Here is a 23,249-nt window from a genome sequence, read left to right on the forward strand (position 1 = left end):
CTCTCGTCACGCCAGTTCGGGCCACCGCAGCACGGATCAGGCCGGCTTCTTCTTCAGCATCGTGCGGAAATCGCCGATCTTGCCCATCAGCGACTTGCCTGCCGATCCACCCTTGCCTTTGCCGTCCTTAGTGGGGGCGGCGCCGGCCATGTCGAGCAGCTGGGTCGCCAGATCGGCCATCGTCGTGCCGGCCTTGCCGGCTTTGGCGACCTCGGCCAGCGGCTTGCCGAGCTTGGCGGCCTGGCCGGCCAGCCTGGGCTCCAGCGGGATCACGAAATCGATCTTGCGTTCGATCGACGTCTCGAAATCTTTGCGGCTGATCTCGGGATCACCCTTGGCCGGCACCTTGTTGGCGACCACCACCACGCGCGATTGCGGGGCGGACGACTTCAGCCATGACAGGATGCGGATCGTATCGCGGGTCGCGGCCAGCGTCAGTTCGGTCACCACCACCGATGCCTGCACTTCGTGCATCAGGTGCGGATACTGGACGACCATGTGCCGCGGCAGATCGATCACCGTGCATTCGAACGCGCTCTTCAGCTCCTCCTGAAGCTGGTAGAAGGCGGCTCCGTCGGTCATCATCGGCGCGCTGATCGGCGCCTCGGCGGACAGCACGGCCAGCTTCTCGTTGGCCTTCACCATCGCGCGTTCCAGGAACAGCCCGTCGATACGGCCCGGATTGTCGATCGCATCGATCAGCCCGCGGCCCGGCTCGAGATCCAGTGCCAGCGCGCCGGTGCCGAAATGCACGTCCAGGTCCAGCAGCGCGGTCGAGCGCTGGGATTTGTCGCCGAACAGCCAGGCGATGGACGCCGTCAGCGACGATGCGCCGACCCCGCCGCGTGCACCGATCACCGCCGCTACCAGGTGCGGGCGATCCGCCGCTGCACCGGTATCAGCATTGCGTGGGCCGCTGATCGTCATCTGCGCATTGGCGAATGCATCGCGCAGCTGATCCGGGCTGAACGGCTTCAGCAGATAGTCCTGGATGCCGGACGCCACGAGATCGCGGTACAGCCGAACATCGTTCACCTGGCCCGCGGCGATCACCACCGTACCCGGCTCGCAGACTTCGGCCAGCGCGTTGATGTCGTTCAGCGGATCGCCCGATTCGGACAGATCGACGAACAGGATGTGCGGGCTGGCGGAAACCGAAAGCGTCTGCACGGCATTGCGCAGCCCGCCGCGATTGACCTTCTCCTGCGCCCAGCCGAGCTCGGAGACGACGGGCCGCAGCATGTCGGCCGTCGATTCGTCGCAGACGAAGGCCGTGAACGGTTCGCGCAGGCCCGCGCGCGGGTTGAACGGTGCGTTCATTACTTGCCTCCGCCCTGGGTGGATTCGCTCTTCAGCTTGCCGCCGGCGCCGCTCGGCTCGGTATCGCGATAGGCCTTCAGCGCGCGCGCGGTGACCGCGGCATCGACGCCGGTGCTGTTGCGGCCGACCACCAGATCTTCCGGATTGGCGACCATCGCCGCCAGGTTCGAATTGGTGGCGCAGCCATAGTTGGGCGTGCCGGCACCTTCGAAGTCGATATTGGCCGGTCGATCCCAACGCGGGCAGTTCGGCACATTGGCGACCGCCCGGCTGACGACCACGCGGACCGCGCCCTGCGGCACCTCGCCCTGCGTGATCGGGGCGGTGCGATCCACCAGCAGGCCGTAGCGTGCGGCCACCTTGGCAACCGCGGCGCGGCTGCCATCGGCATAGCCCGACGGGTCGTCGATCGAGACACGGTCGCCATAGCGCAGGTCGATCGATTCGAACCAGTCGCCCAGTCGCTGGGCCTCGCCGCTAGCCAGCCCGTCGTAGCCGCTGCTGGCGACGTCGAGCACATAGTCGGTGCGCTGCACCACCGGCTGGTGGATGGATTCAAGCCCGCGATTGGCAGGTCCGCACGCGGCGAGCGTGAGGCCGAGACCGATCAGGGCGGCGGCGCTTTTGATACGCATCTGTCTATCTCCTCCGCGCGGGGCTCAGTTGATCGAGAAGCCGGGCGCCGCGGCGGCACCCTTTGCAGCTGCGCCGGCCGCACCCCGCGCCGGGGCGGGCGGGATCAGCGGGCCGTTGGCCTGCACCGGCGGGGCCGATGTCGGCTTCGGCCGTTGCTCGCCGCTCTTGCCTTCGAACAGTGCGCCACCCAGCACTCGGTCCAGATCGGTCGGGGCGCGATAGCCGTCGGTCGGCAGCTTCACCTCGTTGGCCGATACCGGCTTCACCAGGTACGGCGTCACGATGATCACCAGCTCGGTTTCCTGCCGGCGGAAGCTGTTCGAACGGAACAGCGCACCGATGATCGGCAGGTCGCCCAGGCCGGGGGCCTTGTCGATCGCATTGTTGTGATTGTTGGAGAGCAGGCCGCCGATCATGAAGCTCTGGCCGGAGCCGAGCTCGATCGTCGTCTCCGCGCGGCGGGTGCTCAGGCCCGGCACGGTGAAGCCGTTCAGCGTCACCGATCCCGCGCTCGTCAGCTGCGAAACCTCGGGCCGCACCCGCATCGAGATCCGCCCGTCGGCCAGCACGAATGGGGTGAAAGCCAGGCTCACGCCATATTGCTTATACTCGACCGAAACCGAGCCCAGCCCCTGGCTGACCGGGATCGGCACTTCGCCGCCGGCAAGGAAGCTCGCCGTCTCGCCCGACAGCGCGGTCAGGTTCGGATTGGCGAGCGTGGTCACCAGACCCTGCGTTTCCGCCAGGTCGATGGCGGCCGCCAGGTCGAGCCCGAACAGCTTGCCGGCCAGGCCGATCGCAGTCTTGCCCGCGCCTTGCCCAAGTTTGGCGAAGTTATAGGCCGTGCCGGCGCCGCCGGGGCTCGTCACGAACTGACGGGTCAGCGGATTGAACGGCAGCGTCGCGCCGGTGCCCGCTGGCAGGCCCAGGAAGGAATCCGCATTCAGCTGCGGGAAGTTGGCGGTCGAGATGTCGCCGATCGTGCCGAAGTTGCGGCCCTGCGCCACGCCGAACAGGAACCCGCCGGTCGTGTCGCGGCTGAGCAGGTTCACGCCGATATTCTTGACGAAATCGCGGCTCACCTCGGCGATCTTGACCTGCAGGTTCACCTGCAGCGGCGTCGCCGCCTTGATCCGGCTCACCACCTGCGTGTTCTCGCCGACGAAGGCCTTCACCAGGTTGGTCGCCTCGGCCACGTCTTCGGGCGTCGACACCGTGCCGGTCAGCAGCACCAGCCCGTTCATCGGGGTGGCGGTGATCGCAGCTTCGGGCATCGCCAGCTTCAGCATCGTGCCGACGCTGTTGATGTTCTGCCCAACCCGCACCGTCGCCGACCAGACGACTGCGCCGGCCTTGTTGGTGGCATAGACGTTGGTCTCGCCGCCGGCCTTGCCGAACACATAGAGCTGGTTGGCGGATTTCACCTGCACGTCGGCCACGCTGTCGTTGGCGACGAAGATGTCCGACATCGCGGCGGGCAGCTTGATCAGCGTGCCGCGGCCGACGGACAGCGTGACCGTCTCGCTCGGCTCACCGGCGTTGGCGGGCATCTGGGCGTAGGTCGGCGTCGGTGCCGCGGCCAGGCCGCCGGCCAGCGCTGCGGCCATGATCAGGCCGATCGCGCCGCCGTTCATCAGGGACTTGACCATGTTACTTCCCCCCCACGGGAACTTCGGAGACGGTGTTGCCGCGCGCGATCCGGACGATCGGGCCGGCGGGGCGCGGCAGCAGGCCGCTCGACGTGACCATCGACTGGCCACCGGCAGCAGCCGGCTGGCCGGGCTCGACCGGCTTGGCCGGCACGCTGCGGCGCTGGAAGCGCGAGACGTCGGCTCCGGTGGAGAAGCTGTTGTCCCCATCGACCGGACGCGAAGCCACTTCGAGCAGGAACTTCTTCTCGACCTTGGGATCGTCGCTTTCGGGCACGCTCACTTCGCCGGCGGCAATGGCGCGCTCCAGCTCCGCGGTGTTGTCGGCGATCGATCGCAGCGAAAGGCTGATCGAACCGATCGTCTGGGCAACCGCCAGTTTCTCGGCGATCTTGGGCGTTGCTTCGACCGTGACGGTGGAGAAGGTGGTGACGACAGTCTTGCCTTCCTCGTTCACCACATTGTCGGTGCGCTGGTCGGTCGCCAGCACGCGCACGTTGCGCATCACCGTCTCGGAAACCTTGAGCGGGGGGCCATCGCCGCCGCCAGCCACGTCCTGCGTTAGCATCACGTCCACCCGATCGCCGGGGAAGATGAAGCCAGCGACCGAAGACTGGGCCGATACGGGCAGCGTGACGGCGCGCATGCCGGGGCCGAGCGCTGCGGCCAGGAAGCCGCGATCGCCGGGCTTCACCAGCGCGCCTTGCGTCAGCGGCTGACCGGCCGTCACCGGATAGCGCACCACCGTGCCCTGCAGCGCGGCCGGATCGGCCTCGCCCTTGATGAAATAGGCCTTCTCCACCAGATCCTTGGGCCAGGGCTGATACTTGAAGCTGTCGGGCCCGATGATCGTGCCGACAGGTAGCGCACGGGTCGCGACCAGCACTTCCGGCCCAAGCGGCACGGGTGCCGGGATGGCGGCCTGCGCGGTCGGCGCGACGGATCCTGTGAACAGGCTTCTGGCCATTAGGGCCGAGACCCCGGCCATAACGAGCGCGCCAATCAGCAGCGCGAGCTTCTTAACATCCATGACGGCAAAAGCCTCCCACAGGGCCGGTTGAACCCACGCTGATCAATGATCCGAAATGGTTAAGATATCGTTGGCCAGAACCCACAAACCCGCGATAGAAATGGCGATTCCGTACGGCACCTCGATCTGTCCGCCGGCGCGCCGCCAGCGATGCCAGATCAGCGTCGCCAGCGTGACCGCGCCGCCCGCGATCGCCATCACCGTCAGCATCCGCAATTGCGGGCCGAGCGGCAGCCACAGCGCGAGCGCCGCGATCAGCTTGACGTCGCCGCCGCCCATCGCGCCCAGCGCGAATAGCCCGGCGAACAGCATGAAGATCGCGAACGCCGATCCGATCTGCAGCGCCATGTCCGGCCAGATCGATATGCCCGTCGCCCACCAGTAGAGCGGTGCGCCAAGCGCGATCGCCAGCGTCAGCGGGTTGGGGATGTCGCGGCGGCGCAGATCGCCCCACGCTGCCCACACGAGGAGTGCGGCCAGGCCCGCCGAAAGGATAGGGATCGTCCAGTGCATCCGATCCCCACTAGACGCCACCGCTTGCCAAACCGTAACCAGCGCCGATGCAGCCCGCCCCCTTCGATCGCCGTGCGCACCCCGCCGGCTTCATGATCGAACGCTGGCGTGCGCCGGACGGCTGGGATCATCGGCGCTTTTCCTGGCCTCAGCCGGCTGGGACTGGGGTGCGTGGCAGCCTGATCGTGCAGGGCGGGCGCGGCGATTTCATCGAGAAATATCTGGAAGCGATCGCCCATTTTCACTGCCGCGGCTGGGCAGTGGAGGGATTCGATTGGCGCGGGCAGGGCGGATCGGGCCGCACGGCTGACGATCTTCGCACGATCCCGGCGATGGTCGATGATCTTGCCGCGTTCGTGGCCGAATGGCAGCCGCGCACGCCCGGCCCGCACGTCCTGCTCGCCCATTCTATGGGCGGCCATGTCGCGCTGCGCTTGGCCGCGGAGCGCGCGCCTGCGATCGACGCGCTGGTGCTGTCCGCACCGATGCTGGGTTTGTCGGGTGGGCGTCCGCCAGGTCCGGTCGGCAGCGCGATCGCCGGATTGTTCTGCCGGATCGGCCTGTCCGCACGCGATGCGTGGGCCGAACGCGGCGAAAGCGCGTTCCGCCGAGTGATGCTCACCGCCGATGTCGATCGCTTTTCGGATGAGGGTTGGTGGAAGGCCGCCGATCCTACCCTCGCGCTCGGCCCGCCGCGCTGGAGTTGGATCGCCGGCGCCTATCGATCGATCGCCGCGCTGATGGCGCCCGGTATCCTCGAACGGGTGCGCGTGCCGACGCTGCTGCTGGCGGCTGCGCGCGATCGTCTGGTCGATAGCCGCGCGATCCGGCGCGCCGCGGCCCGGATCCCCGGTGCGCGTCTTATAGTGCGCGATGACGCGGCGCATGAACTGCTGCGCGAGGCGGATGGCCCGCGCACGGCCTTTCTCGCCGCCATCGACGACTTCCTCGACGAAAGGGCCGCGCCGCGATGATCCGGACCGAGATCGCGATCGTCGGCGCGGGGATGGCGGGCGCCAGTCTGGCTGCCGAGCTCGCGGCGCATGCGCAGGTGCTGCTGATCGAGGCGGAAGGACAGCCCGGCTATCACAGCACCGGTCGATCCGCTGCATTCTGGTCCGAAACCTATGGCGGCCCCGCCATCCAGCCGCTGACCACCGCGTCGGAAGCGCCGTTGCGTGACGGCGGCTATCTCGCGCCGCGCGGCGCGCTGCACATCGCGCGTGCCGGATCGGTGGATCGCCTGGCCGCGCTGCGGGCCGAGTTCGAAGGGACCGGCGTGCGGCTCGATCCGGTCGATCGGGCGGGGCTGGAGGCGATCGTACCTGGGCTGCGGCCCGATTGGACCGCCGGCCTGTCCGAGCCGAGCTGCGCGGACATCGATGTCGCGCGTCTCCACGCCGATTGCCTCGCCGCCGCGCGCCGCGCCGGGGCGCAGCTGCTGGCCGATGCCGAGGTCCGGTCCCTAGCACGTGAGCCGGGCGGCTGGCGGATCGAGACGCGCGCCGGCGCGGTCATCGCCGATATCGTCGTCAACGCAGCTGGCGCCTGGGCCGGCGCGGTGGCGGCGCTGGCAGGCGCGGCGCCGATCGCGATCACGCCCTATCGCCGCACGATCGTCCAGCTGGCAGTAGATCCGCCCGCGCCGGCCGCGCTGCCGCTGGTGATCGACATCGACGAGCAGCTCTATTTCAAGCCCGAGGCGGGCGGTCGGCTCTGGCTGTCCCCGCATGACGAGAGCGAGCAGCCTGCCGCCGACGCGCAGCCCGAGGAGCTGGACGTCGCGATCGCGATCGACCGGCTGGAACAGGCAGTCGACTGGCGTATCCTGAAACGCGAGCGCGCCTGGGCAGGCTTGCGCAGCTTCAGCCCCGATCGCGCGCCCGTCTACGGCTTCGACGCCCGCGCGCCGGGCTTCTTCTGGTGCGCGGGGCAGGGCGGCTTCGGCATCCAGACCGCGCCGGCCGCCGCTTTGCTGGCGGCCGCGCTTCTGCTCGGAAAGTCGCTGCCCGATACGCTGGCGGGCGTCGATGCAGAACGCTACGCACCGGGTCGCTTCGGCTGACCCTCACCGTCATCCCGGACTTGATCCGGGATCCAGGGCCGTAAACCCTGCCGCCCATAACCCTGGACCCCGACTTTCGCCGGGGTGACGAGAGAGCTCACACCCCCTCGAGCAACCGCTCCCGCGCGATCTTCTCGCGCCACACCAGCGGTGCGGTGTGGTGCACGCTTTCGCCGGTGGCATCGACTGCCACCGTCACCGGCATGTCCTGCACCTCGAATTCGTAGATCGCCTCCATGCCCAGATCCTCGAACCCGACGACCTTGGCGCCCTTGATCGCGCGCGCGACCAGATAGGCCGCGCCTCCGACCGCCATCAGGTACGCGGCCTTGTGCCGCTTGATGCTGTCTACCGCCGCCGGCCCGCGCTCGGCCTTGCCGACCATCGCCAGCAGGCCCGTGTCCAGCATCATGTCGGTGAACTTGTCCATCCGCGTCGCGGTTGTCGGGCCGGCCGGGCCCACCACCTCGTCCCGCACCGGATCGACCGGTCCGACATAATAGATCACGCGACCCGCGAACTCGACCGGCAGCGGCTCGCCCTTGGCCATCATGTCCTGGATACGCTTGTGCGCGGCGTCGCGCCCGGTCAGCATCTTGCCGTTCAGCAGCAGCCGGTCGCCCGGCTTCCAGCTCGCCACCACCTCGGGCGTGAGCGTGTTGAGATCGACGCGGATCGATTCCTTCGAAGGCGTCCACTGCACCTTGGGCCACTCGTCCAGCTTCGGCGGCTCCAGATAGGCCGGGCCGCTGCCATCGAGGTGGAAATGCGCGTGGCGCGTGGCCGCGCAGTTGGGGATCATTGCGACTGGCTTCGATGCGGCATGCGTCGGCCAGTCCATGATCTTCACGTCGAGGATGGTGGCGAGCCCGCCCAGGCCCTGCGCGCCGATGCCCAGCGCGTTGACCTTGTCGAAGATTTCGATCCGCATCTCCTCGATCTTGGTCTGGGGCCCGCGCGCCTTCAGCTGCGCCATGTCGATGTCGCCCATCAGCGATTCCTTGGCCAGCAGCATCGCCTTTTCGGCGGTGCCGCCGATGCCGATGCCAAGCATCCCCGGCGGGCACCAGCCGGCGCCCATCTGCGGCACCATCTCCAGCACCCAGTCGACGATCGAGTCGCTGGGATTGAGCATCTTGAACTTGGATTTGTTCTCGGATCCGCCGCCCTTGGCCGCCACCGTCACTTCGACATGGTGGCCGGGCACCATCTCCACGTTCAGCACCGAAGGCGTGTTGTCCTTGGTGTTCACGCGGCTGAAGGCGGGATCCTTCAGGATCGATGCGCGCAGGCGGTTTTCCGGGTGTAGATAGGCGCGACGTACGCCTTCATCGATCACCTCCTGCAGCGATCGGTCGCCTTCCAGCAGGCATTGCTGGCCCCATTTGACGAAGATGGTGACGATGCCGGTATCCTGGCAGATCGGCCGGTGACCTTCCGCGCACATCCGCGAGTTGGTCAGGATCTGCGCGATCGCATCCTTGGCGGCCGGGCCCTGCTCGGCCTCGTAAGCCACGCCCAGCGCGCGGATATAATCCATCGGGTGGTAATAGCTGATGAACTGCAGCGCATCGGCCACGCTGTCGATCAGGTCGGCCTGCTTGATGATAGTCGTCATGTCCGTCCCCGCGAAACGATGTCGCGGCTGCCTTAACCCCGTGACTGCGGCCGATGCACGATTTTTTGTGGATGGGTGACGCGTTTCGCCGTGCGCCTGCGCCTTTGTTATCGAGGATCGGTATCGGCTTCGTTGCGACCCGCTGTCGGCGCCGGTCCTCAACCCGGCAATTCGGTTCATTTCGGAGTCGGCCGGGCACGACTTTGCTGTATCGTCCCAATAGGGCTCCGCCTGTGATCGCGGACCCGCTCGAAGGGGGTCGACGCTCCGCTCGCCGGGCGGCATGGCGTTCGGCCGGAATGGCTCCCTTCGCCCACGTGCGTATCCGCTGTGACTGTGATGACGTCATGACCCCGGTCGATAACGATCCGGATGATGGGGGGCGATGCTGCGATGATCGATCGGGAAGGCTGCGAATGACCCCGCCCGCAACCCATGCCAAGGCGCCGGTAAGGCTGCGGCGGCGCGCCGTCCGCCCGGAGGTCGCGCTGGCCGCGACGCTTGCGCTGATCGCCATGCTGGCTGGGCTGGTCGTGGTCGGCGGACCCTCGCGCTTCCTGTGCGATACGGCGCGCGCCGAATATCAGGGATACCGCCTCTATCGCGCTCGGTTGCTGTCGGATGCGGCCGCGTGCCGGGTCACTGCCGACCCTGCGACGTGCTTGCGGGCCGGGGCGTGGGGCGCCGCCCCGCTCCGCTATGAGATCGAGGCGTGGCACGAGGTCGATCAATGCGAGGTCCAGCTCGCCCGGCTGCAGCGATTTGGCCTAGCGGACGGTACCGGCTGGGCCGGCTGGCACCCGGGCGTGGCGCGCACCGTCCCATGGGTGCTGCTGGCCGGCTGCCTGGTTGGCGGCGGCATCGCACTTCGATACGCCGTCCGGCCGCGGCGGGCGAGCGCCCCGGCCAGTGGCCGGTTGATCGCCGCGATCGCCACAACCCAGCTGGCGTTCGGCGCGGTCGTTGCTGCCGGCGCGCTGTTTCCCGAGACGTTTCCGTCGAACGCCGCGAATGCCGGAGAGGATCGCCGCCGCCGCTGAGGTCGCGTCGCCGACCCCTTATTCTCCATCGGGGATCGGCAGCGGGAACAGCGGGCGATAGGGCCGTGCCTCGTCAAGTGCGCGGGCATAGGATGGCCGCGCCAGCAGCCGCCGACGATAGGCATGCAGCCGTTCGAACCGCGCCTCGATCGGATGGCTCCAATGCGCATAGAGCAGGGCAGGCGCAGCCCCGCAGTCGGCAAGGCCGAACCGGTCGCCCGCGGCCCATTGGCGGCCGTCGCCCAGCCGCTCGTCCAGCCATGCATAGGCTGTGTCGAGCTTCATGCGTGCCTGGTCGGCGCTGTCCGCAGTCCCGCGCCCGATCGCCGCGAGCACGATCTCGGTCTGAACGGTCATCACATGGTTGTCGAACACCCGATCCATGAACCGCGCTTCCAGCGCATCGGCAGGATCCTCGGGCAGCATCCGGGCCCCACCGGGATGATGGCGGTCGAGATGCTCGATGATGATCGTGGCTTCCGCCACCGGCCGGTCTGCATCCACCAGCAGCGGGAATTTGCCGAACGGCCAGAAGCTGCACAGTTCGGCATGCCCCGCAGGGTCATCATGCGCCAGCAGCCGCGTCTCGAATGGCGTGCCACGCTCGTACAGCGCGACCAGCACCTTCTGGCAGAAGGAGGACAGCGGATGAAGGTACAGCAGTGGCACGGCCATGGGCGCCTCCGATTTGTTCATTATCCTGATAGCGCTTGCGAAAGGCGTTGTCGTGCGTCCCCCGGCCCACGCTTTCGGCCGCACGCTTCAAAAATTTTGTTCATCACTCGTTCCTCTTGCGCGGTCCGAAAAGCGAGGAAAGTCCATGCGTCGCTGCACCTGCGAAGAGAGCGTCGGGTGATGCCGGCAAGCAACGCTTTCGTTCAACAAGATATTTACCGTCTTGCGTCCGATCCCGGTTCGGGCACTAATGCTGGTAGGCGGCGAGGGGGCTGGCCTACCAGATTGTGAATCGACGTCGGCGACCCCATATCGGGATCGGCGCGTACCTTTCCCGCGGACGATGGGGCAGGGTGCGGATTCACGGTCGCTTTCCGGCCCCTGGCTGCTAGGCTCGTGGGTCTGGCCCCCGAGTCGAACGGAAACAGAACGGGGACGCCGGCAATGGACCTTTCGGGAAGCAGCGAAGCGGGTATGAACGACGTGGCGACGATCCTTGAGACGAACTCCGCTCCCCCGCAGCCGCTGGAGGCCGACGGCCCCGGCGCGCGGCCCCAGCCCTGGCCGGTCGAGGTTGATCATGGCCGCGATGCGCTGCTCACCGATTTCGGCAAGGAGACGCTGAAGGACCGCTATCTGCTGCCCGGCGAAAGCTATCAGGATCTGTTCGTCCGCGTGGCCTCCGCCTATGCCGACGATCAGGCGCATGCCCAGCGGCTCTACGACTATATCTCGCGGCTGTGGTTCATGCCGTCCACGCCGGTACTGTCCAACGGCGGCACCGGGCGCGGGCTGCCGATCAGCTGCTATCTGAATTCGGTGCCCGACAGCCTGGAAGGCATCGTCCAGACCTGGAACGAGAATGTGTGGCTGGCGTCGCGCGGCGGCGGCATCGGCACCTATTGGGGCGCGGTGCGCGGGATCGGCGAACCGGTCGGCCTGAACGGCAAGACCAGCGGCATCATCCCGTTCGTGCGCGTCATGGATTCGCTCACGCTCGCGATCAGCCAGGGGTCGCTGCGCCGCGGCTCGGCAGCCTGCTATCTCGATGTGTCGCACCCCGAGATCGAGGAATTTCTCGAGATTCGGAAGCCCTCGGGCGACTTCAACCGCAAGGCGCTGAACCTGCACCATGGCGTGCTGCTGACCGATGCCTTCATGGAAGCGGTCCGCGCGGGCGAGGAATGGGAACTGAAGAGCCCCAAGGACGGCTCGGCCCGCGGCAAGGTCGATGCGCGCGCGCTGTTCCAGAAGCTGGTCGAAACCCGGCTGGCGACGGGTGAGCCCTATATCGTGTTCGCCGATACCGTGAACCGCACCATGCCCAAGCATCAGCGCGATGTCGGCCTCAAGGTATCGACCTCGAACCTGTGCTCGGAAATCACGCTGCCCACCGGGCGCGACCAATATGGGCAGGATCGCACCGCAGTCTGCTGTCTGTCGTCGCTCAACCTGGAGATGTGGGACGAGTGGCACGGCGACAAGCGCTTCATCGAGGATGTGATGCGCTTCCTCGACAATGTGCTGACCGACTACATCGCCCGCGCGCCGGACGAGATGGCGCGCGCCAAATATTCGGCGGAGCGCGAACGCTCGGTCGGGCTCGGCGTGATGGGCTTCCACAGCTTCCTGCAGGCGCGCGGGCTGCCGTTCGAAGGGGCGATGGCCAAGAGCTGGAACCTGCGCATGTTCCGCCACATCGCCGCCGGCGCCGCCGAAGCGTCGATGCTGCTCGCGCAGGAACGCGGCGCCTGCCCCGATGCCGCCGATGCCGGGGTGATGGAACGGTTCAGCTGCAAGATGGCGATCGCGCCGACCGCATCGATCTCGATCATCTGCGGCGGCACTTCCGCCTGCATCGAGCCGATCCCTGCCAACATCTACACGCACAAGACGCTGTCGGGCAGCTTCTCGATCAAGAACCCGTATCTGCAGCGCCTGCTCCAGGCCAAGTCGAAGGACAGCGATGCGGTGTGGAACACGATCCTGGAAAAGGGCGGATCTGTCCAGCATCTCGATTTCCTCAGCCAGGAGGAAAAGGATACCTACAAGACCAGCTTCGAGATCGATCAGCGCTGGCTGCTCGAACTGCAGGCCGATCGCACGCCCTATATCGATCAGTCGACCAGCCTGAACCTGTTCATCCCGGCCGATGTCGAGAAGTGGGATCTGCTGATGCTGCACTTCCGCGCGTGGGAACTGGGGCTGAAGTCGCTCTACTATCTCCGCTCGAAGAGCATCCAGCGCGCCGGTTTCGCGGGCGGGGTGGAGGCCGACAACACGCCCGATCTCAAGCAGATCGAGCTCGACGCCAAGGACTATGACGAATGCCTGGCCTGCCAGTGATCGGACGCCCCGGGATCGCGCGGGCGATCCCGGGGACCGCGATCGGCAGGTCAGGCCTCGGTTTCGAAGCTCACCGCCACGTCGGCATTGGCGCTCAGCCGCACGGTGCCGTCCTCGATATCGGCCACCAGGCCGCCGTCGATATAATGATGGTGCCCTTCGTGCGCGCCGGTCGCGCCTTCGATCTGCGGTCCGCTGTCCTTCTTGGTCAGCTTGATGCGGTTGCCTTCCACCTTGTCGACCGTGCCGACATGCACGCCGTCCGCGCCGATCACTTCGGCATGTTCCTTCACCTGGGAAAGATCGGCCATTGTTCGTCTCCTGCTCTTGGGGTTCGGCGGGTCAACGCATCACGCGAAGGATCGCCGCATGACCAGCGCCGCCCTCTGGCTGATGGTGATCATCGGCCTTGTCGCCGGCGCGATCGGCGCCGGGCTGCTGCTCACCGCGCCCGCGCGCAGGCGCCCGCAGACGCGGTATGTCTCGCGGCTGGCGGGCGTCATGTTCGCCGCGGTCGGGCTGATCCTCATCGTCTACGTGGCTGCCTGGCGCAGCTTCTGAACCCCGCTCCAATTGCCTGAACAGGACAAGATCATGTCGCTTCTCTCCGCCTCGCGCACCTACAAGCCGTTCGAATATCCGTGGGCGTTCGATTACTGGAAGCGCCAGCAGCAGCTGCACTGGCTGCCCGAAGAAGTGCCGCTGGGCGAAGATTGCCGCGATTGGGCGCAGAAGCTGACCGATCATGAGCGCAATCTGCTCACCCAGATCTTCCGCTTCTTCACCCAGGCCGACGTGGAAGTGCAGGATTGCTACCACGAGAAATATGGCCGCGTGTTCAAGCCGACCGAGATCAAGATGATGCTGACCGCGTTCAGCAACATGGAAACGGTCCATATCGCCGCCTACAGCCATCTGCTCGATACGATCGGCATGCCCGAAAGCGAATATTCGGCCTTCCTCCAGTACAAGGAGATGAAGGACAAGCATGATTATCTGAGCACGTTCGGCGTCGATACCGACGAGGATATCGCGCGCACGCTGGCGATGTTCGGCGGCTTCACCGAAGGGCTGCAGCTGTTCGCCAGCTTCGCGATGCTGATGAACTTCCCGCGCTTCAACAAGATGAAGGGCATGGGCCAGATCGTGTCGTGGAGCGTGCGCGACGAGAGCCTGCACTGCGATGGCATCATCAAGCTGTTCCACACCTTCGTGAAGGAGCGCGATTGCCTGACGACCGCGGTGAAGGAGGATATCCTCGACCAGTGCCAGAAGACGGTGCGGCTGGAGGATGCCTTCATCGATCTGGTGTTCGAAATGGGCCCGGTCAGCGGCATGACGCCGAAGGACATCAAGAAATATGTCCGCTACATCGCCGATTGGCGGCTCGGCCAGCTCGGCCTGAAGCCGATCTACATGATCGACGAACATCCGCTGCCCTGGCTGGCGCCGCTGCTCAACGGTGTCGAGCACGCCAATTTCTTCGAAACCCGCGCCACCGAATATTCGAAGGCCGCCACCCGCGGTAACTGGGGCGAAGTCTGGGACAGCTTCGACCGCCGCAAGGCCGCGAAGACCGCGCCTGCCGCCAACGAGGATGCGGGCGAGGGGGACATGTTCTCGCGCGCGGGGGTTGCGGCGGAGTAGTGAGCAGGAAATCGGGGACGTTTATCGCGGCAGGCTCGTCTACCGAATTTTCGTCGCCCCTGCGCAGGCAGGGGCCCATGGCTCTCGTAGCTGGGTGCCGCGCCGGGATCGTGGCAAACCCGCTCGTCATTGGAGCCTCGATCCTGTGGCCTATCGACCAGACATGGGCCCCTGCCTGCGCAGGGGCGACGGGATGGTGGAATGCAGGGCGGCTGGGTTTACATCATGACGAACGGCCCTAGCGGGACGCTTTATACCGGCGTTACGTCCAATCTCCGTGCGCGTGTCTACCAGCACCGCATCGGCGTCGGCTCCGAATTCTGTGCCCGCTGGGGTCTGATCCGGCTCGTCCATGCCGAGCTATTCCCGACCGTGCTGGAGGCAATCGCCCGCGAGAAGGCGCTCAAGCGCTGGAAGCGCGGCTGGAAGCTCGATCTGATCGCGAAGTCCAACCCGGAGTGGCGCGATCTGTTCGACACTATCAACGCCTGATTCCGCCACCGCCCGTCGCCCCTGCGCAGGCAGAGGCCCATCACTCTCGCGGCTGGGGGCAGCGCCGGGACCGTGGCAGATCCGCTTGTTATCCGGGCCGCGATGATGCGGCATATCGACCAGACATGGGCCCCTGCCTGCGCATGGGAGACGGCGCGCGAAAAAAATGCTGTCCTACAACCAACCAAATGGGATAAATGGCTGGCTCCCTTAGCAAGGAGTGACCAGACATGCACACCTATCCCGAACCCAGCGTCGAGGATTTCGTCAACTTCACCCCCGCCGGCCTGCAGGCGCGGCATGACGGGTGGACGGCGGAGCGGCAGCGCACCTTCATCCTCACGCTCGCTGATACCGGCTGCATCTCGAAGGCCTGCGCGGCGGTCGGCATCCAGTCCTCCTCCGCATACCGGCTCCGCCGCCGCGCCGATGCGCGCGGGTTCGCCGCTGCCTGGGATCAGGCGCTGGTCCATGCCTCGCAGCGGCTCGTCACCATCGCGATGGAGCGCGCGCTCGTCGGCAATGTCCGCGAAGTCTATGTCGATGGCGCGCTGGTGCGGACCGAGCGCGTACCGGCGGACCGGCTGCTGACCTTCCTGATAACCAAGCTGGATAAGTCTCGTTTCGGCTGCTTCTCCGGCCTGATGCCGGTCGCGATCGAGGATCCGCGCGCGGTGGCCGCGGCCGAGCTGCCGCGCCTGCTCGAGGATTTCCGCGATGTCGACGAGCCGATCGATGCCGAACTGCGCTTCCCGCCGCCGCTGGTCGATGCCCCCGATTACAACGTCGATCTCGACCGGATGTAGCGCACAAGCGCTGCTTTCGCTGCTTTCGGGTATCGCGATACCGGTTCACCGCCCCCGCGCCAGCCTTTCCTCCGTGCTCGTGAAGGCGGATCGGCGGCCGGGGTCGGCGTCCGCGACCCCGGTCGCGAAATAGGCGATGCCGGTGCCGGCCGCGCGATCGATCCACAGGCCCGATTTCAGGCCATAGGCATCGCCCGCATGGCCGATCCGCGCGCGGCCGTCGCCGAACGGATCGTCGCGGCAGCCAGGGGCGTGGGTCGCCAGCGTCTGCATCGCCAGGCCATAGCGGCAGAAGAACCCCGCGGAAGGATCGCCATTGCCGCCGTCATACGTCCAGTCCGGCCCGGTCAGCCGCGCGATCGATCCGGGGGAGAGCAGGCGGATGCCGTCGACCGTGCCGTCGCCCAGCAGCAGCCGGCCGATCCGGGCAAGATCACGCGCGGAGATGCGCAGGCCGCCCTGCGGCGAGAACAGCGCGCCATTCTCGCCCGCCCGCCAGCGCGCCAGATCGCACGTGCCGTTAGCGGCGGGAACGACCGGGCAGGGCGGGCGCCGCCCGCCGAGATCGTCGCGGACGGGGGCGTGCGCGCCGTCGTACAGCACGACCGCGCGGCCGATCGCGCGGTTGCCGCACATCGCCCAGTTGAAGCAACCGTCGATCTTCAGCGGCGCCAGCACCAGCCGGTCCATCAGCCGGTCGAACCGCTCGCCGGTCGCCGCTTCCATCACGCTGGCGATCACGGGGAGATTGAGGTTCGTGTATCGGAAGAAGGCGCCGGGCGGATGATCGCCGTCCCAAGCCTCCGGATCGGCCAGCGCGGTGCGCAGGCTTGCGCCCAGCGGCAGCGCATAGTCGATCCCGTCGGTCAGGCTCGATCGGTGGGACAGCAGCAGCCGCAGCGTGATCGGCCGATCGGGGAAGGCGGGATTGCGCAGCCGCCAGCCGAGCCGATCGGACACGTCGGCATCCAGATCCAGCGCGCCCGCCTCCACCAGCCGCATCACCCCGATCGCGGTGACGAGCTTGGAGATCGAGGCGATCCGCACCGGATCGTCGGGCGTGATCCGGCGGCCCGCGGCGATATCGGCGAGCCCGGATGCGCGGACGCCGGTCTCTCCGCCGCGGTCGAACGTCACGCGCACCTCCGCCACCGGCAGGGCGGCCGGCGGGACAGGGGCGGTCGCGCAGGCGGAAAGCAGCAGCAGGGGAAGCAGGCGATGCATCGGGCGAGGTTAGCCTCATTCGTCACCACGGCGAAAGCCGGGGCCCAGGGCCACGGGCGACGTCGCTTGCGACCCTGGATCCCGGCTTTCGCCGGGATGACGAACGTAGCGCGCTTTCCATCCCCCCGTGCGCCCCCTATCTCCACTGCAGCAACCGCACGGGAGACATCATGCGCCGTATCCTGAAGGGCCTCGGGATCGGCCTGTTCTTCCTTCTTGTCGCGGTCTGCCTCGCGATCGCGCTGGTGCCGCCGTTCCTCGATCGCATCTATTACCGCGGGCCGGTGTCCGCGCATTTCGACGGGCAGCATTTCTTCAACCCGGATGGCGAGCAGGGCACCGGCGGGTCACAGGCCAGCGCGCGCAACCCGTCGCGTTTCCTGCGCTTCTTCCTGCGCACCGATCGCGCGCCCTGGCCGGAAAGCGTCGCCGTCACGCCGGCGAAGCCGACGGCGCGGGTTGCGGGCGGGGCGATGCGCGTCACCTGGATCGGCCATGCCAGTGCGCTGGTCCAGGTCGATGGGCTCAACATCCTCACCGATCCAATCTGGTCCGAGGTCGCCTCGCCGTTCCCGCCGCTGGGGCCGGGCCGGGTGCGCGCGCCGGGCATCCGCTTCGATGATCTGCCGAAGATCGATCTCGTGCTCGTCAGCCACAATCACTATGATCACATGGATCTGCCGACCTTGAAGCGGCTGTGGGATCGCGATCGGCCGCTGATCGTCACCAGCCTCGGCAACGATACGATCCTGAAGGCGAACGGCATCGACGCGGTCGCGCGCGACTGGGGCCAGGCGGTACCGGTGAAGCCGGGCGTGCGCGTCGTGGTCGAGCGGGTCCATCACTGGGGATCGCGCTGGGGCGTCGATCGCAACCGCGCCTTGTGGTCGGGCTTCACCGTCGTGCTGCCGGGCGGCAATTTCTACACCGCGGGCGATACCGGGCCCGGCGATCTGCGCTGGCCGATGGATACGGCATCACGCGGGCCGCTTCGGCTCGCGCTGATCCCGATCGGCGCGTTCCGCCCGCGCGCGATGATGAGCGGCAACCATATCGGCCCGGTGGAGGCGGTGCAGGTGTTCGAGCGCAGCCGCGCCGCCCATGCGCTGGCGATGCACTGGGGCACCTTCCAGCTGTCGAACGAGGCGATCGACGAACCGCCCGCGCTGCTCGCCGCCACGCTCCGGGCGCGCGGCATCGCTCCCGGTCGCTTCCGCGCGGTCGAGGTGGGCGTGCCGTGGGACGTGCCGGCTATGCGCTAGTCCTTGCGCGCCATCGCGCTGGTCCAGCGGGTCTCGGGCACCAGTGTATAGACGGCGCAGGTGATGCCGATCATCCCTGCTACATACCAGAAATAGAGCGACTCGCGGCCCCAGCCCTTCAGCAGATGCGCCAGCGGCTCGGCGGTGCCACCGAAGATCGAGATGCTGATCGCATAGGGCAGCCCAACGCCCAGCGCGCGGATGTGGGGCGGAAACATCTCCGCCTTCACCGTGCCCGAGACGGAGGTATTGCCCGCCACGATCAGCAGCGCGGCGGATATGAGCAGGAAGGCGGTGACGGGATCGCGAGTCGCGCCGATCGCGGTCATCAGCGGCACCGCGGTCAGCGTGCCCATGATGCCGAACCAGTAGAGCAGGGGCTTGCGCCCGATCCGGTCCGACAGCGCGCCGTAAAGCGGCTGGACGCACATGAACACGAACAGCGCCGCGGTGCAGACCAGCGATGCGGTGCCCTTCGCGAAGCCTGCCGTCGTGACCAGATATTTCTGCATGTATGTGGTGAAGGTATAGAAGGCGACATTGCCGCCCGCTGCCATCAGCAGCACGATCAGCACCAGCTTCGGATGGCGGAACAGTTCGCGCAGGCCGGTCTTGCGGCGGATCGTGCCGGGCTCCTCCAGGAAATCGGGCGTTTCCTCGATTCCCCGGCGGATGAAGAACACGACTACCGCCAGCGCCGCGCCGATCAGGAACGGGATGCGCCAGCCCCACGCTTCCAGCTGCGCCTCGCTCAGCACCAAATATTGCAGCGTCACCAGCACCGCCAGCGCCAGCAGCTGCCCCATGATCAGCGTGACATATTGGAAGCTTGCCCAGAAGCCGCGATGCTCGGGCTCGGCGATCTCGGCGAGATAGGTGGCCGACGTGCCGAACTCGCCGCCGACCGACAGACCCTGGATCATCCGCGCCAGCGTCAGGATGACCGGCGCCAGCACGCCGATGCTCTGATAGGATGGCACAACCGCTATCATCAGCGAGCCGAGGCACATCAGCGTGACCGACCAGGTAAGCGCCACCTTGCGGCCATGCTTGTCGGCCACCCGGCCCAGCAGCCAGCCACCGACCGGCCGCATCAGGAAGCCCAGCGCGAACACGCCGCTCGTCTTCAGCAGTTCCGCGGTGGGATCGCCGGACGGAAAGAAGCTGGCCGAGAAATAGAGCGCGAACGCGGAATAGGCGAACCAGTCATACCATTCGACCAGATTGCCGAGCGAGCCGCCGAAGATCGACCGCAGCCGCGCCGCCCGGCCCGCTATCATGGATAGAGGCCCAGCGCGTCGACTTCGGCCTGGTCCAGATCGATGCCGAACACGAAGTTCAGCCGCAGCCGATAGGCCTTGGCGCTCGCGATCTCGGCCTCGACATGCTCGCTGCCGTTGCGCCGCGAATAGCGGGTGTCGGTCAGCGTGGCGAAGCCGGCCGGCAACACCAGCGACACGATGCGATGCTGCACGAACCGGCTCGTCGGGGCGGTGGCGGTCCAGTGGTTGGCCAGCAGCAGGTCAGCCGGCCAGACTGAATCCAGCGTAAAGCTGTATTGTGGCAACCAGCCTGCTTGGCCGGCACCGCGTCCATCGGTGGTGGCCGCATCGCCGTGGCGCTCCAGCATCCAGCCATGATCGGGATCGCGGCGCAGCCGGTGCTCCGCGCCGTCAGGGCTCGTCGCCGTCGCACCGTCTTCCAGCGGCATCGGCGGCGCATAGCTGCCACCGAAGCCTGCATCGGCGATCCAGTCCTGCCCGTCGATCGAGACCAGGCTGAACGTGTGCGTCTTCGGCGGCGTCTCGCTGGCGCCCAGCCACACCCGCGCGAGCAGCGGCCGCGCCTCGTAACCCACGGCGTGCAGAGCGCGCAGAAACAGCTGGTTCTGCTCGAAGCAATAGCCGCCACGCCGCCGCGTCACGAGCTTGCCGAACACCGCGTCCGGCTCGAGGCTGATGCCACGGCCGATGGCGATGTCCAGATTCTCGAACGGAATGGTCAGGCGCTGATGGCGCTGCAGCAGGTGCAGCCCATCGGCATCGGGCGCAGGCGCCGTCTTCAGATGGATGCGCGCGAGATAGGAAGTGAGATCGAACGACATCGGCATGGCTTAGCCGGACCGGCGCAGTCGCGAAATAATTTTGCGTGTTGCCGATCTGTGCGCGCCGACACAGCGACTCCGCTGCGGGATGGTAAACGGGGGGTGCGACCCGAGGGTGGGATGTCCCATCCTACTGTGGCCCGGCAGCGCAAGCTGCCGGGCCACTTTTTCTCGCAGCAGTCGGAACAGGGACGCGCGCGTGCGACGCCGGCTGGCCGCGGCACTGGCCGACCGAGATCAGCGCTCCGGCTCATCCATCGGCGCGATCCGGGCATTGCCATAGGCGCCTTCCGCCGGGTGGCTCGCGCCATGCCGCCGGATCGCGCCGAGAGCGCTGTCGGCAGCCGCGGCTTCGATCAATACGGTGTAGAGATGTTCCTGTGGATCGGTGGCGATCACGCCGAAGCTCGAGTCGAGCGCAGCCTGTGACACGTCGAGCCAGACCGCCGCCTGGGCCAGGGTGGGCGTGCCGTGGGGATGGTGGAACTGGATCATGAGACCGGGCATCGGCTATTTCCTTCGCTGCGGATGACGACCGGCGGGCGGGAAGGGTTCCCGCCCGCCGGCACTCGGGAATGGTGTCAGGCGCCGCCGCAACCGCAGCCTGCCGCCTTCACCTTCGACGGCGCGGGTCGATCGCCCCCGCTTCCGCTCCGCCCCTCGCCCGCCCCATCGGCGAGCCCGAGTGTGTAGAACAGATCCGCCACCTCGTCGGTCGACAGCGTGTCGAGCAGACCGGCCTCGCCGAGATCCGCCATCGCCAGGCTATCGTCCGCTGCGCCGAACAGGCCTTGCGCGGGCGCGCCACGCCGGATCGGACCCGGCTCCGGGATCGGGAAGCGGTCTTCGGGAATACCGCGGCAGATCCAGGGATAGCGCTTGCAGATATCGATGGGGATCGGGCGCGGCCCGCACAGCCGCGGAATCCGCCGGCAGATGTCGATGATGATCGGCTGCAGGCGCTGCGCGATGGTGCAGCCATTGACGACGCCGAACCCATGATCGAGATCGAAGCCGGCGGTGCCCAGATCCTGCGCGGTCGAGCGCAGCAGATCGCGGATCGCGGTCGGCGTGCGCGATGCATTGCCCGCGATATAGGGCCGGCGCGATCGGATCGCCGCCACCAGCCCGGCCACCACCGGCGTCGCGGCGGACGTGCCGCCATCGGCCGCGTAGACGCCGGACCCTGCGAAATGGGTATATCCGCAGACGTCCGGCTTGTCGCGCACCAGCGCGCCCGGCCCCTGGTTGGAATAGCCGACCCGCGTCTTGGACGTATCGACCCCCGCCACCGTCAGCACCGAGGGGTGGCTGTTCGCGCCATAGATGGTGCCGGTCACGCCTTGGCAACGGCCATCGGGGCAGGGGGCGCCGCAATTGCCGGCGGCGAACAGGATGTCCGCGCCCAGCCGCTCCAGCGCACCGACGATGCGGTTGAACGGGTGGTTGGGGTTATGCGAATAATTGCCGGGGTGGCCGCGCGGATAATCCCAGCTCGGGTGGAACATGCCCCAGCTGTTGTTGACGACCATCGATGCATTCTCGCCCGGCCGCCGTGCGCCCGCCATCACCGTACACAGATGGCTGTAGGCCCGCACCGCATCGGAAAGCAGCCCTTCCATCACGGTGCCGCCCTGCGCATTGGATGCCAGCAGCGCGATATCCAGCAGCGTGCAGTTGGGCGCGGCGATACAGACGTCGAACGCGCACATCGTGCCGTGGCCGACCGCGCCCTGGCCCGGGATGATCGCCGGACGCGGCGCCCAGCTGCGGGCGGCATCGAACTGCGGATGCTTACCCTTGCCGTTCAGGTAGTTCATGTTCACGCCGGTATCGACGATCGCGACCAGCACGCCCGATCCCGTGGCGCCGGCCTGGCGCAGCCGGCTGGTGCACAGCAGGCGCTCCACATCCGTATGGCTGCCCATCGGCGGGCTGCCCGGGCAGATCTGCATCGGCTGGATCGCGACATCGGCATACACGCCGACGACATCGCCGCGCGCCGCGATCGCATCCTCCGTGCCTTCTTCCACGGTTGCGCGCACGATATAGGTCGATGCCTCGGGTGCCATGTCGACATCGACCTTCGCGCCGAATTGGTGGCCCACTTCCATTGGCGTCCGTGCCGTCACCTGTGGCACCTGCGTCGGCGGAAAGGCGGGGTCGATCGCGATTTCGGCACCCAGGTCGGGGGCCGCGTCCAGCGTTGGTGAGCCGAAGGCGGCCACCAGCGATGGTGTCGCCTGAAGCTCGATGATGATGTTGCGGGTTGCCATGTCGTCCTCCATCGGAATGTCGTGCGTCCGTCTGGGGCCGAAGGGATCGGCACTGCGGACATCGGCTGGATTAGACGCCAGTCGTGATCCGCCCGGCGATGCCAGCGTGAAACCAGCGTCAAATCGTTTGCCGCCGCGTGAAAAGGCGGTCCGCCACGACTGCGGAGCGCTTGACTCGATGGGCGGCGCGGCATGATGCCGGGCTGCCGGCAGCAGGGTGCCGGCGCATGTTCACGGAGGCGATCATGGCCAAGGGTGAAGCACCGGGGGCGGAGGTCGATCCCCGCCTGTTCGTGATACGGTTGGAGGGCGGCGACGGGCCGGCCTATGCGATCTGCGAGCGCAGCGCGCTCGTGGCCAAGCCTGCGGGCCGCGCTGATCCGATGGCGGACAGCCTGTTCAAGCGGATCGACCAGTTCTTCCGCGATGGCGAGAAGGCCGGCAAGATGTTGTCGGCAATCGGCCTGCCGGCGGAACTCGACCCGAAGGGTGGCGGCTACATGATGATGTCCAGCATGGGTGACGATCGGTAGCACCGCCGGATCG

23 protein-coding genes are annotated in these 23,249 nt (G+C 67.2%); 10 read left to right on the forward strand and 13 right to left on the reverse strand.

What is annotated here, in order from left to right:
• Positions 1-36: 36 nt before the first annotated feature.
• The 5 genes from ABC347_RS01825 to ABC347_RS01845 are packed head-to-tail and all read right to left on the reverse strand — an operon-like array spanning position 37 to position 5,148.
• Positions 37-1,320 carry a pilus assembly protein CpaE gene (locus ABC347_RS01825; protein ID WP_413244080.1) on the reverse strand — a complete coding sequence of 428 codons (1,284 nt, stop codon included), beginning with the start codon at positions 1,318-1,320 and terminating at the stop codon, positions 37-39.
• On the reverse strand, positions 1,320-1,955 hold the full coding sequence (locus ABC347_RS01830; RefSeq protein WP_413244081.1) for a CpaD family pilus assembly protein: 636 nt from the start codon (positions 1,953-1,955) through the stop codon (positions 1,320-1,322). The genes ABC347_RS01825 and ABC347_RS01830 overlap by 1 nt, the downstream gene beginning before the upstream one ends.
• Positions 1,956-1,979: 24 nt before the next feature.
• Positions 1,980-3,605: a type II and III secretion system protein family protein gene (locus ABC347_RS01835; protein WP_413244082.1), complete on the reverse strand. Its 1,626-nt coding sequence runs from the start codon at positions 3,603-3,605 to the stop codon at positions 1,980-1,982.
• Position 3,606: 1 nt separating this feature from the next.
• Positions 3,607-4,635 carry a Flp pilus assembly protein CpaB gene (gene cpaB / locus ABC347_RS01840; protein WP_413244083.1) on the reverse strand — a complete coding sequence of 343 codons (1,029 nt, stop codon included), beginning with the start codon at positions 4,633-4,635 and terminating at the stop codon, positions 3,607-3,609.
• A 42-nt stretch (positions 4,636-4,677) separates the two neighbouring features.
• Positions 4,678-5,148, reverse strand: a complete 471-nt coding sequence (locus ABC347_RS01845; RefSeq protein ID WP_413244084.1) for an A24 family peptidase — start codon at positions 5,146-5,148, stop codon at positions 4,678-4,680.
• A 47-nt stretch (positions 5,149-5,195) separates the two neighbouring features.
• Here ABC347_RS01845 and ABC347_RS01850 point away from each other — a divergent pair, with 47 nt between their 5' ends.
• Positions 5,196-6,122: an alpha/beta fold hydrolase gene (locus ABC347_RS01850; RefSeq protein ID WP_413244085.1), complete on the forward strand. Its 927-nt coding sequence runs from the start codon at positions 5,196-5,198 to the stop codon at positions 6,120-6,122.
• Positions 6,119-7,213 (forward strand): NAD(P)/FAD-dependent oxidoreductase, encoded by a 1,095-nt coding sequence (locus tag ABC347_RS01855; RefSeq protein ID WP_413244086.1) that lies wholly within the window; start codon positions 6,119-6,121, stop codon positions 7,211-7,213. The genes ABC347_RS01850 and ABC347_RS01855 overlap by 4 nt, the downstream gene beginning before the upstream one ends.
• A gap of 97 nt (positions 7,214-7,310) precedes the next feature.
• Here the strand turns inward: ABC347_RS01855 and ABC347_RS01860 are convergent, their stop codons facing one another.
• Positions 7,311-8,831 (reverse strand): fumarate hydratase, encoded by a 1,521-nt coding sequence (locus tag ABC347_RS01860; RefSeq protein ID WP_413244087.1) that lies wholly within the window; start codon positions 8,829-8,831, stop codon positions 7,311-7,313.
• A 416-nt stretch (positions 8,832-9,247) separates the two neighbouring features.
• Here ABC347_RS01860 and ABC347_RS01865 point away from each other — a divergent pair, with 416 nt between their 5' ends.
• Positions 9,248-9,871, forward strand: coding sequence for a hypothetical protein (locus tag ABC347_RS01865; RefSeq protein WP_413244088.1), 624 nt, complete (start codon positions 9,248-9,250; stop codon positions 9,869-9,871).
• A gap of 18 nt (positions 9,872-9,889) precedes the next feature.
• Here ABC347_RS01865 and ABC347_RS01870 read toward each other — a convergent pair whose 3' ends face one another.
• Positions 9,890-10,546: a glutathione S-transferase family protein gene (locus ABC347_RS01870; RefSeq protein ID WP_413244089.1), complete on the reverse strand. Its 657-nt coding sequence runs from the start codon at positions 10,544-10,546 to the stop codon at positions 9,890-9,892.
• Between the two features lie 444 nt (positions 10,547-10,990).
• On the opposite strand from ABC347_RS01870, the gene ABC347_RS01875 reads away from it, so the two are divergent.
• Positions 10,991-12,892, forward strand: coding sequence for a ribonucleoside-diphosphate reductase subunit alpha (locus ABC347_RS01875; protein ID WP_413244090.1), 1,902 nt, complete (start codon positions 10,991-10,993; stop codon positions 12,890-12,892).
• A gap of 50 nt (positions 12,893-12,942) precedes the next feature.
• Here the strand turns inward: ABC347_RS01875 and ABC347_RS01880 are convergent, their stop codons facing one another.
• Positions 12,943-13,203, reverse strand: a complete 261-nt coding sequence (locus ABC347_RS01880; protein WP_413244091.1) for a DUF2171 domain-containing protein — start codon at positions 13,201-13,203, stop codon at positions 12,943-12,945.
• 58 nt (positions 13,204-13,261) lie between these two features.
• On the opposite strand from ABC347_RS01880, the gene ABC347_RS01885 reads away from it, so the two are divergent.
• The 4 genes from ABC347_RS01885 to ABC347_RS01900 all read left to right on the forward strand — a co-directional run bounded on the left by ABC347_RS01885 (position 13,262) and on the right by ABC347_RS01900 (position 15,837).
• The gene (locus ABC347_RS01885; protein ID WP_413244092.1) at positions 13,262-13,453 is read left to right on the forward strand and encodes a hypothetical protein; all 192 of its coding nucleotides are present in this window, start codon (positions 13,262-13,264) and stop codon (positions 13,451-13,453) included.
• A gap of 33 nt (positions 13,454-13,486) precedes the next feature.
• On the forward strand, positions 13,487-14,539 hold the full coding sequence (locus ABC347_RS01890) for a ribonucleotide-diphosphate reductase subunit beta (RefSeq protein WP_413244093.1): 1,053 nt from the start codon (positions 13,487-13,489) through the stop codon (positions 14,537-14,539).
• A gap of 201 nt (positions 14,540-14,740) precedes the next feature.
• A complete protein-coding gene (locus ABC347_RS01895) occupies positions 14,741-15,031 on the forward strand; it encodes a GIY-YIG nuclease family protein (RefSeq protein ID WP_413244094.1) in 291 nt (96 codons plus the stop codon).
• A 230-nt stretch (positions 15,032-15,261) separates the two neighbouring features.
• Positions 15,262-15,837, forward strand: a complete 576-nt coding sequence (locus tag ABC347_RS01900) for a hypothetical protein (protein WP_413244095.1) — start codon at positions 15,262-15,264, stop codon at positions 15,835-15,837.
• Positions 15,838-15,882: 45 nt separating this feature from the next.
• Here the strand turns inward: ABC347_RS01900 and ABC347_RS01905 are convergent, their stop codons facing one another.
• On the reverse strand, positions 15,883-17,061 hold the full coding sequence (locus tag ABC347_RS01905) for a serine hydrolase domain-containing protein (RefSeq protein WP_413244096.1): 1,179 nt from the start codon (positions 17,059-17,061) through the stop codon (positions 15,883-15,885).
• A 170-nt stretch (positions 17,062-17,231) separates the two neighbouring features.
• Between ABC347_RS01905 and ABC347_RS01910 the strand changes: the two genes are divergently transcribed.
• On the forward strand, positions 17,232-18,323 hold the full coding sequence (locus ABC347_RS01910; protein WP_413244097.1) for an MBL fold metallo-hydrolase: 1,092 nt from the start codon (positions 17,232-17,234) through the stop codon (positions 18,321-18,323).
• Here the strand turns inward: ABC347_RS01910 and ABC347_RS01915 are convergent.
• The 4 genes from ABC347_RS01915 to ABC347_RS01930 all read right to left on the reverse strand — a co-directional run bounded on the left by ABC347_RS01915 (position 18,320) and on the right by ABC347_RS01930 (position 22,703).
• On the reverse strand, positions 18,320-19,603 hold the full coding sequence (locus ABC347_RS01915) for an MFS transporter (protein ID WP_413244098.1): 1,284 nt from the start codon (positions 19,601-19,603) through the stop codon (positions 18,320-18,322). The two genes, ABC347_RS01910 and ABC347_RS01915, sit on opposite strands and share 4 nt — an antisense overlap.
• Positions 19,600-20,427 (reverse strand): arylamine N-acetyltransferase family protein, encoded by an 828-nt coding sequence (locus tag ABC347_RS01920; RefSeq protein ID WP_413244099.1) that lies wholly within the window; start codon positions 20,425-20,427, stop codon positions 19,600-19,602. The genes ABC347_RS01915 and ABC347_RS01920 overlap by 4 nt, the downstream gene beginning before the upstream one ends.
• Before the next feature lie 237 nt (positions 20,428-20,664).
• The gene (locus tag ABC347_RS01925) at positions 20,665-20,934 is read right to left on the reverse strand and encodes a hypothetical protein (protein WP_413244100.1); all 270 of its coding nucleotides are present in this window, start codon (positions 20,932-20,934) and stop codon (positions 20,665-20,667) included.
• Between the two features lie 74 nt (positions 20,935-21,008).
• Positions 21,009-22,703: a S8 family peptidase gene (locus ABC347_RS01930; RefSeq protein WP_413244101.1), complete on the reverse strand. Its 1,695-nt coding sequence runs from the start codon at positions 22,701-22,703 to the stop codon at positions 21,009-21,011.
• A gap of 245 nt (positions 22,704-22,948) precedes the next feature.
• Between ABC347_RS01930 and ABC347_RS01935 the strand changes: the two genes are divergently transcribed.
• Positions 22,949-23,236 (forward strand): hypothetical protein, encoded by a 288-nt coding sequence (locus ABC347_RS01935; protein ID WP_413244102.1) that lies wholly within the window; start codon positions 22,949-22,951, stop codon positions 23,234-23,236.
• Positions 23,237-23,249: the final 13 nt, after the last annotated feature.

The organism is Sphingomonas canaveralia (assembly GCF_047238125.1).
Taxonomy (GTDB): Bacteria; Pseudomonadota; Alphaproteobacteria; order Sphingomonadales; family Sphingomonadaceae; genus JBDFMH01.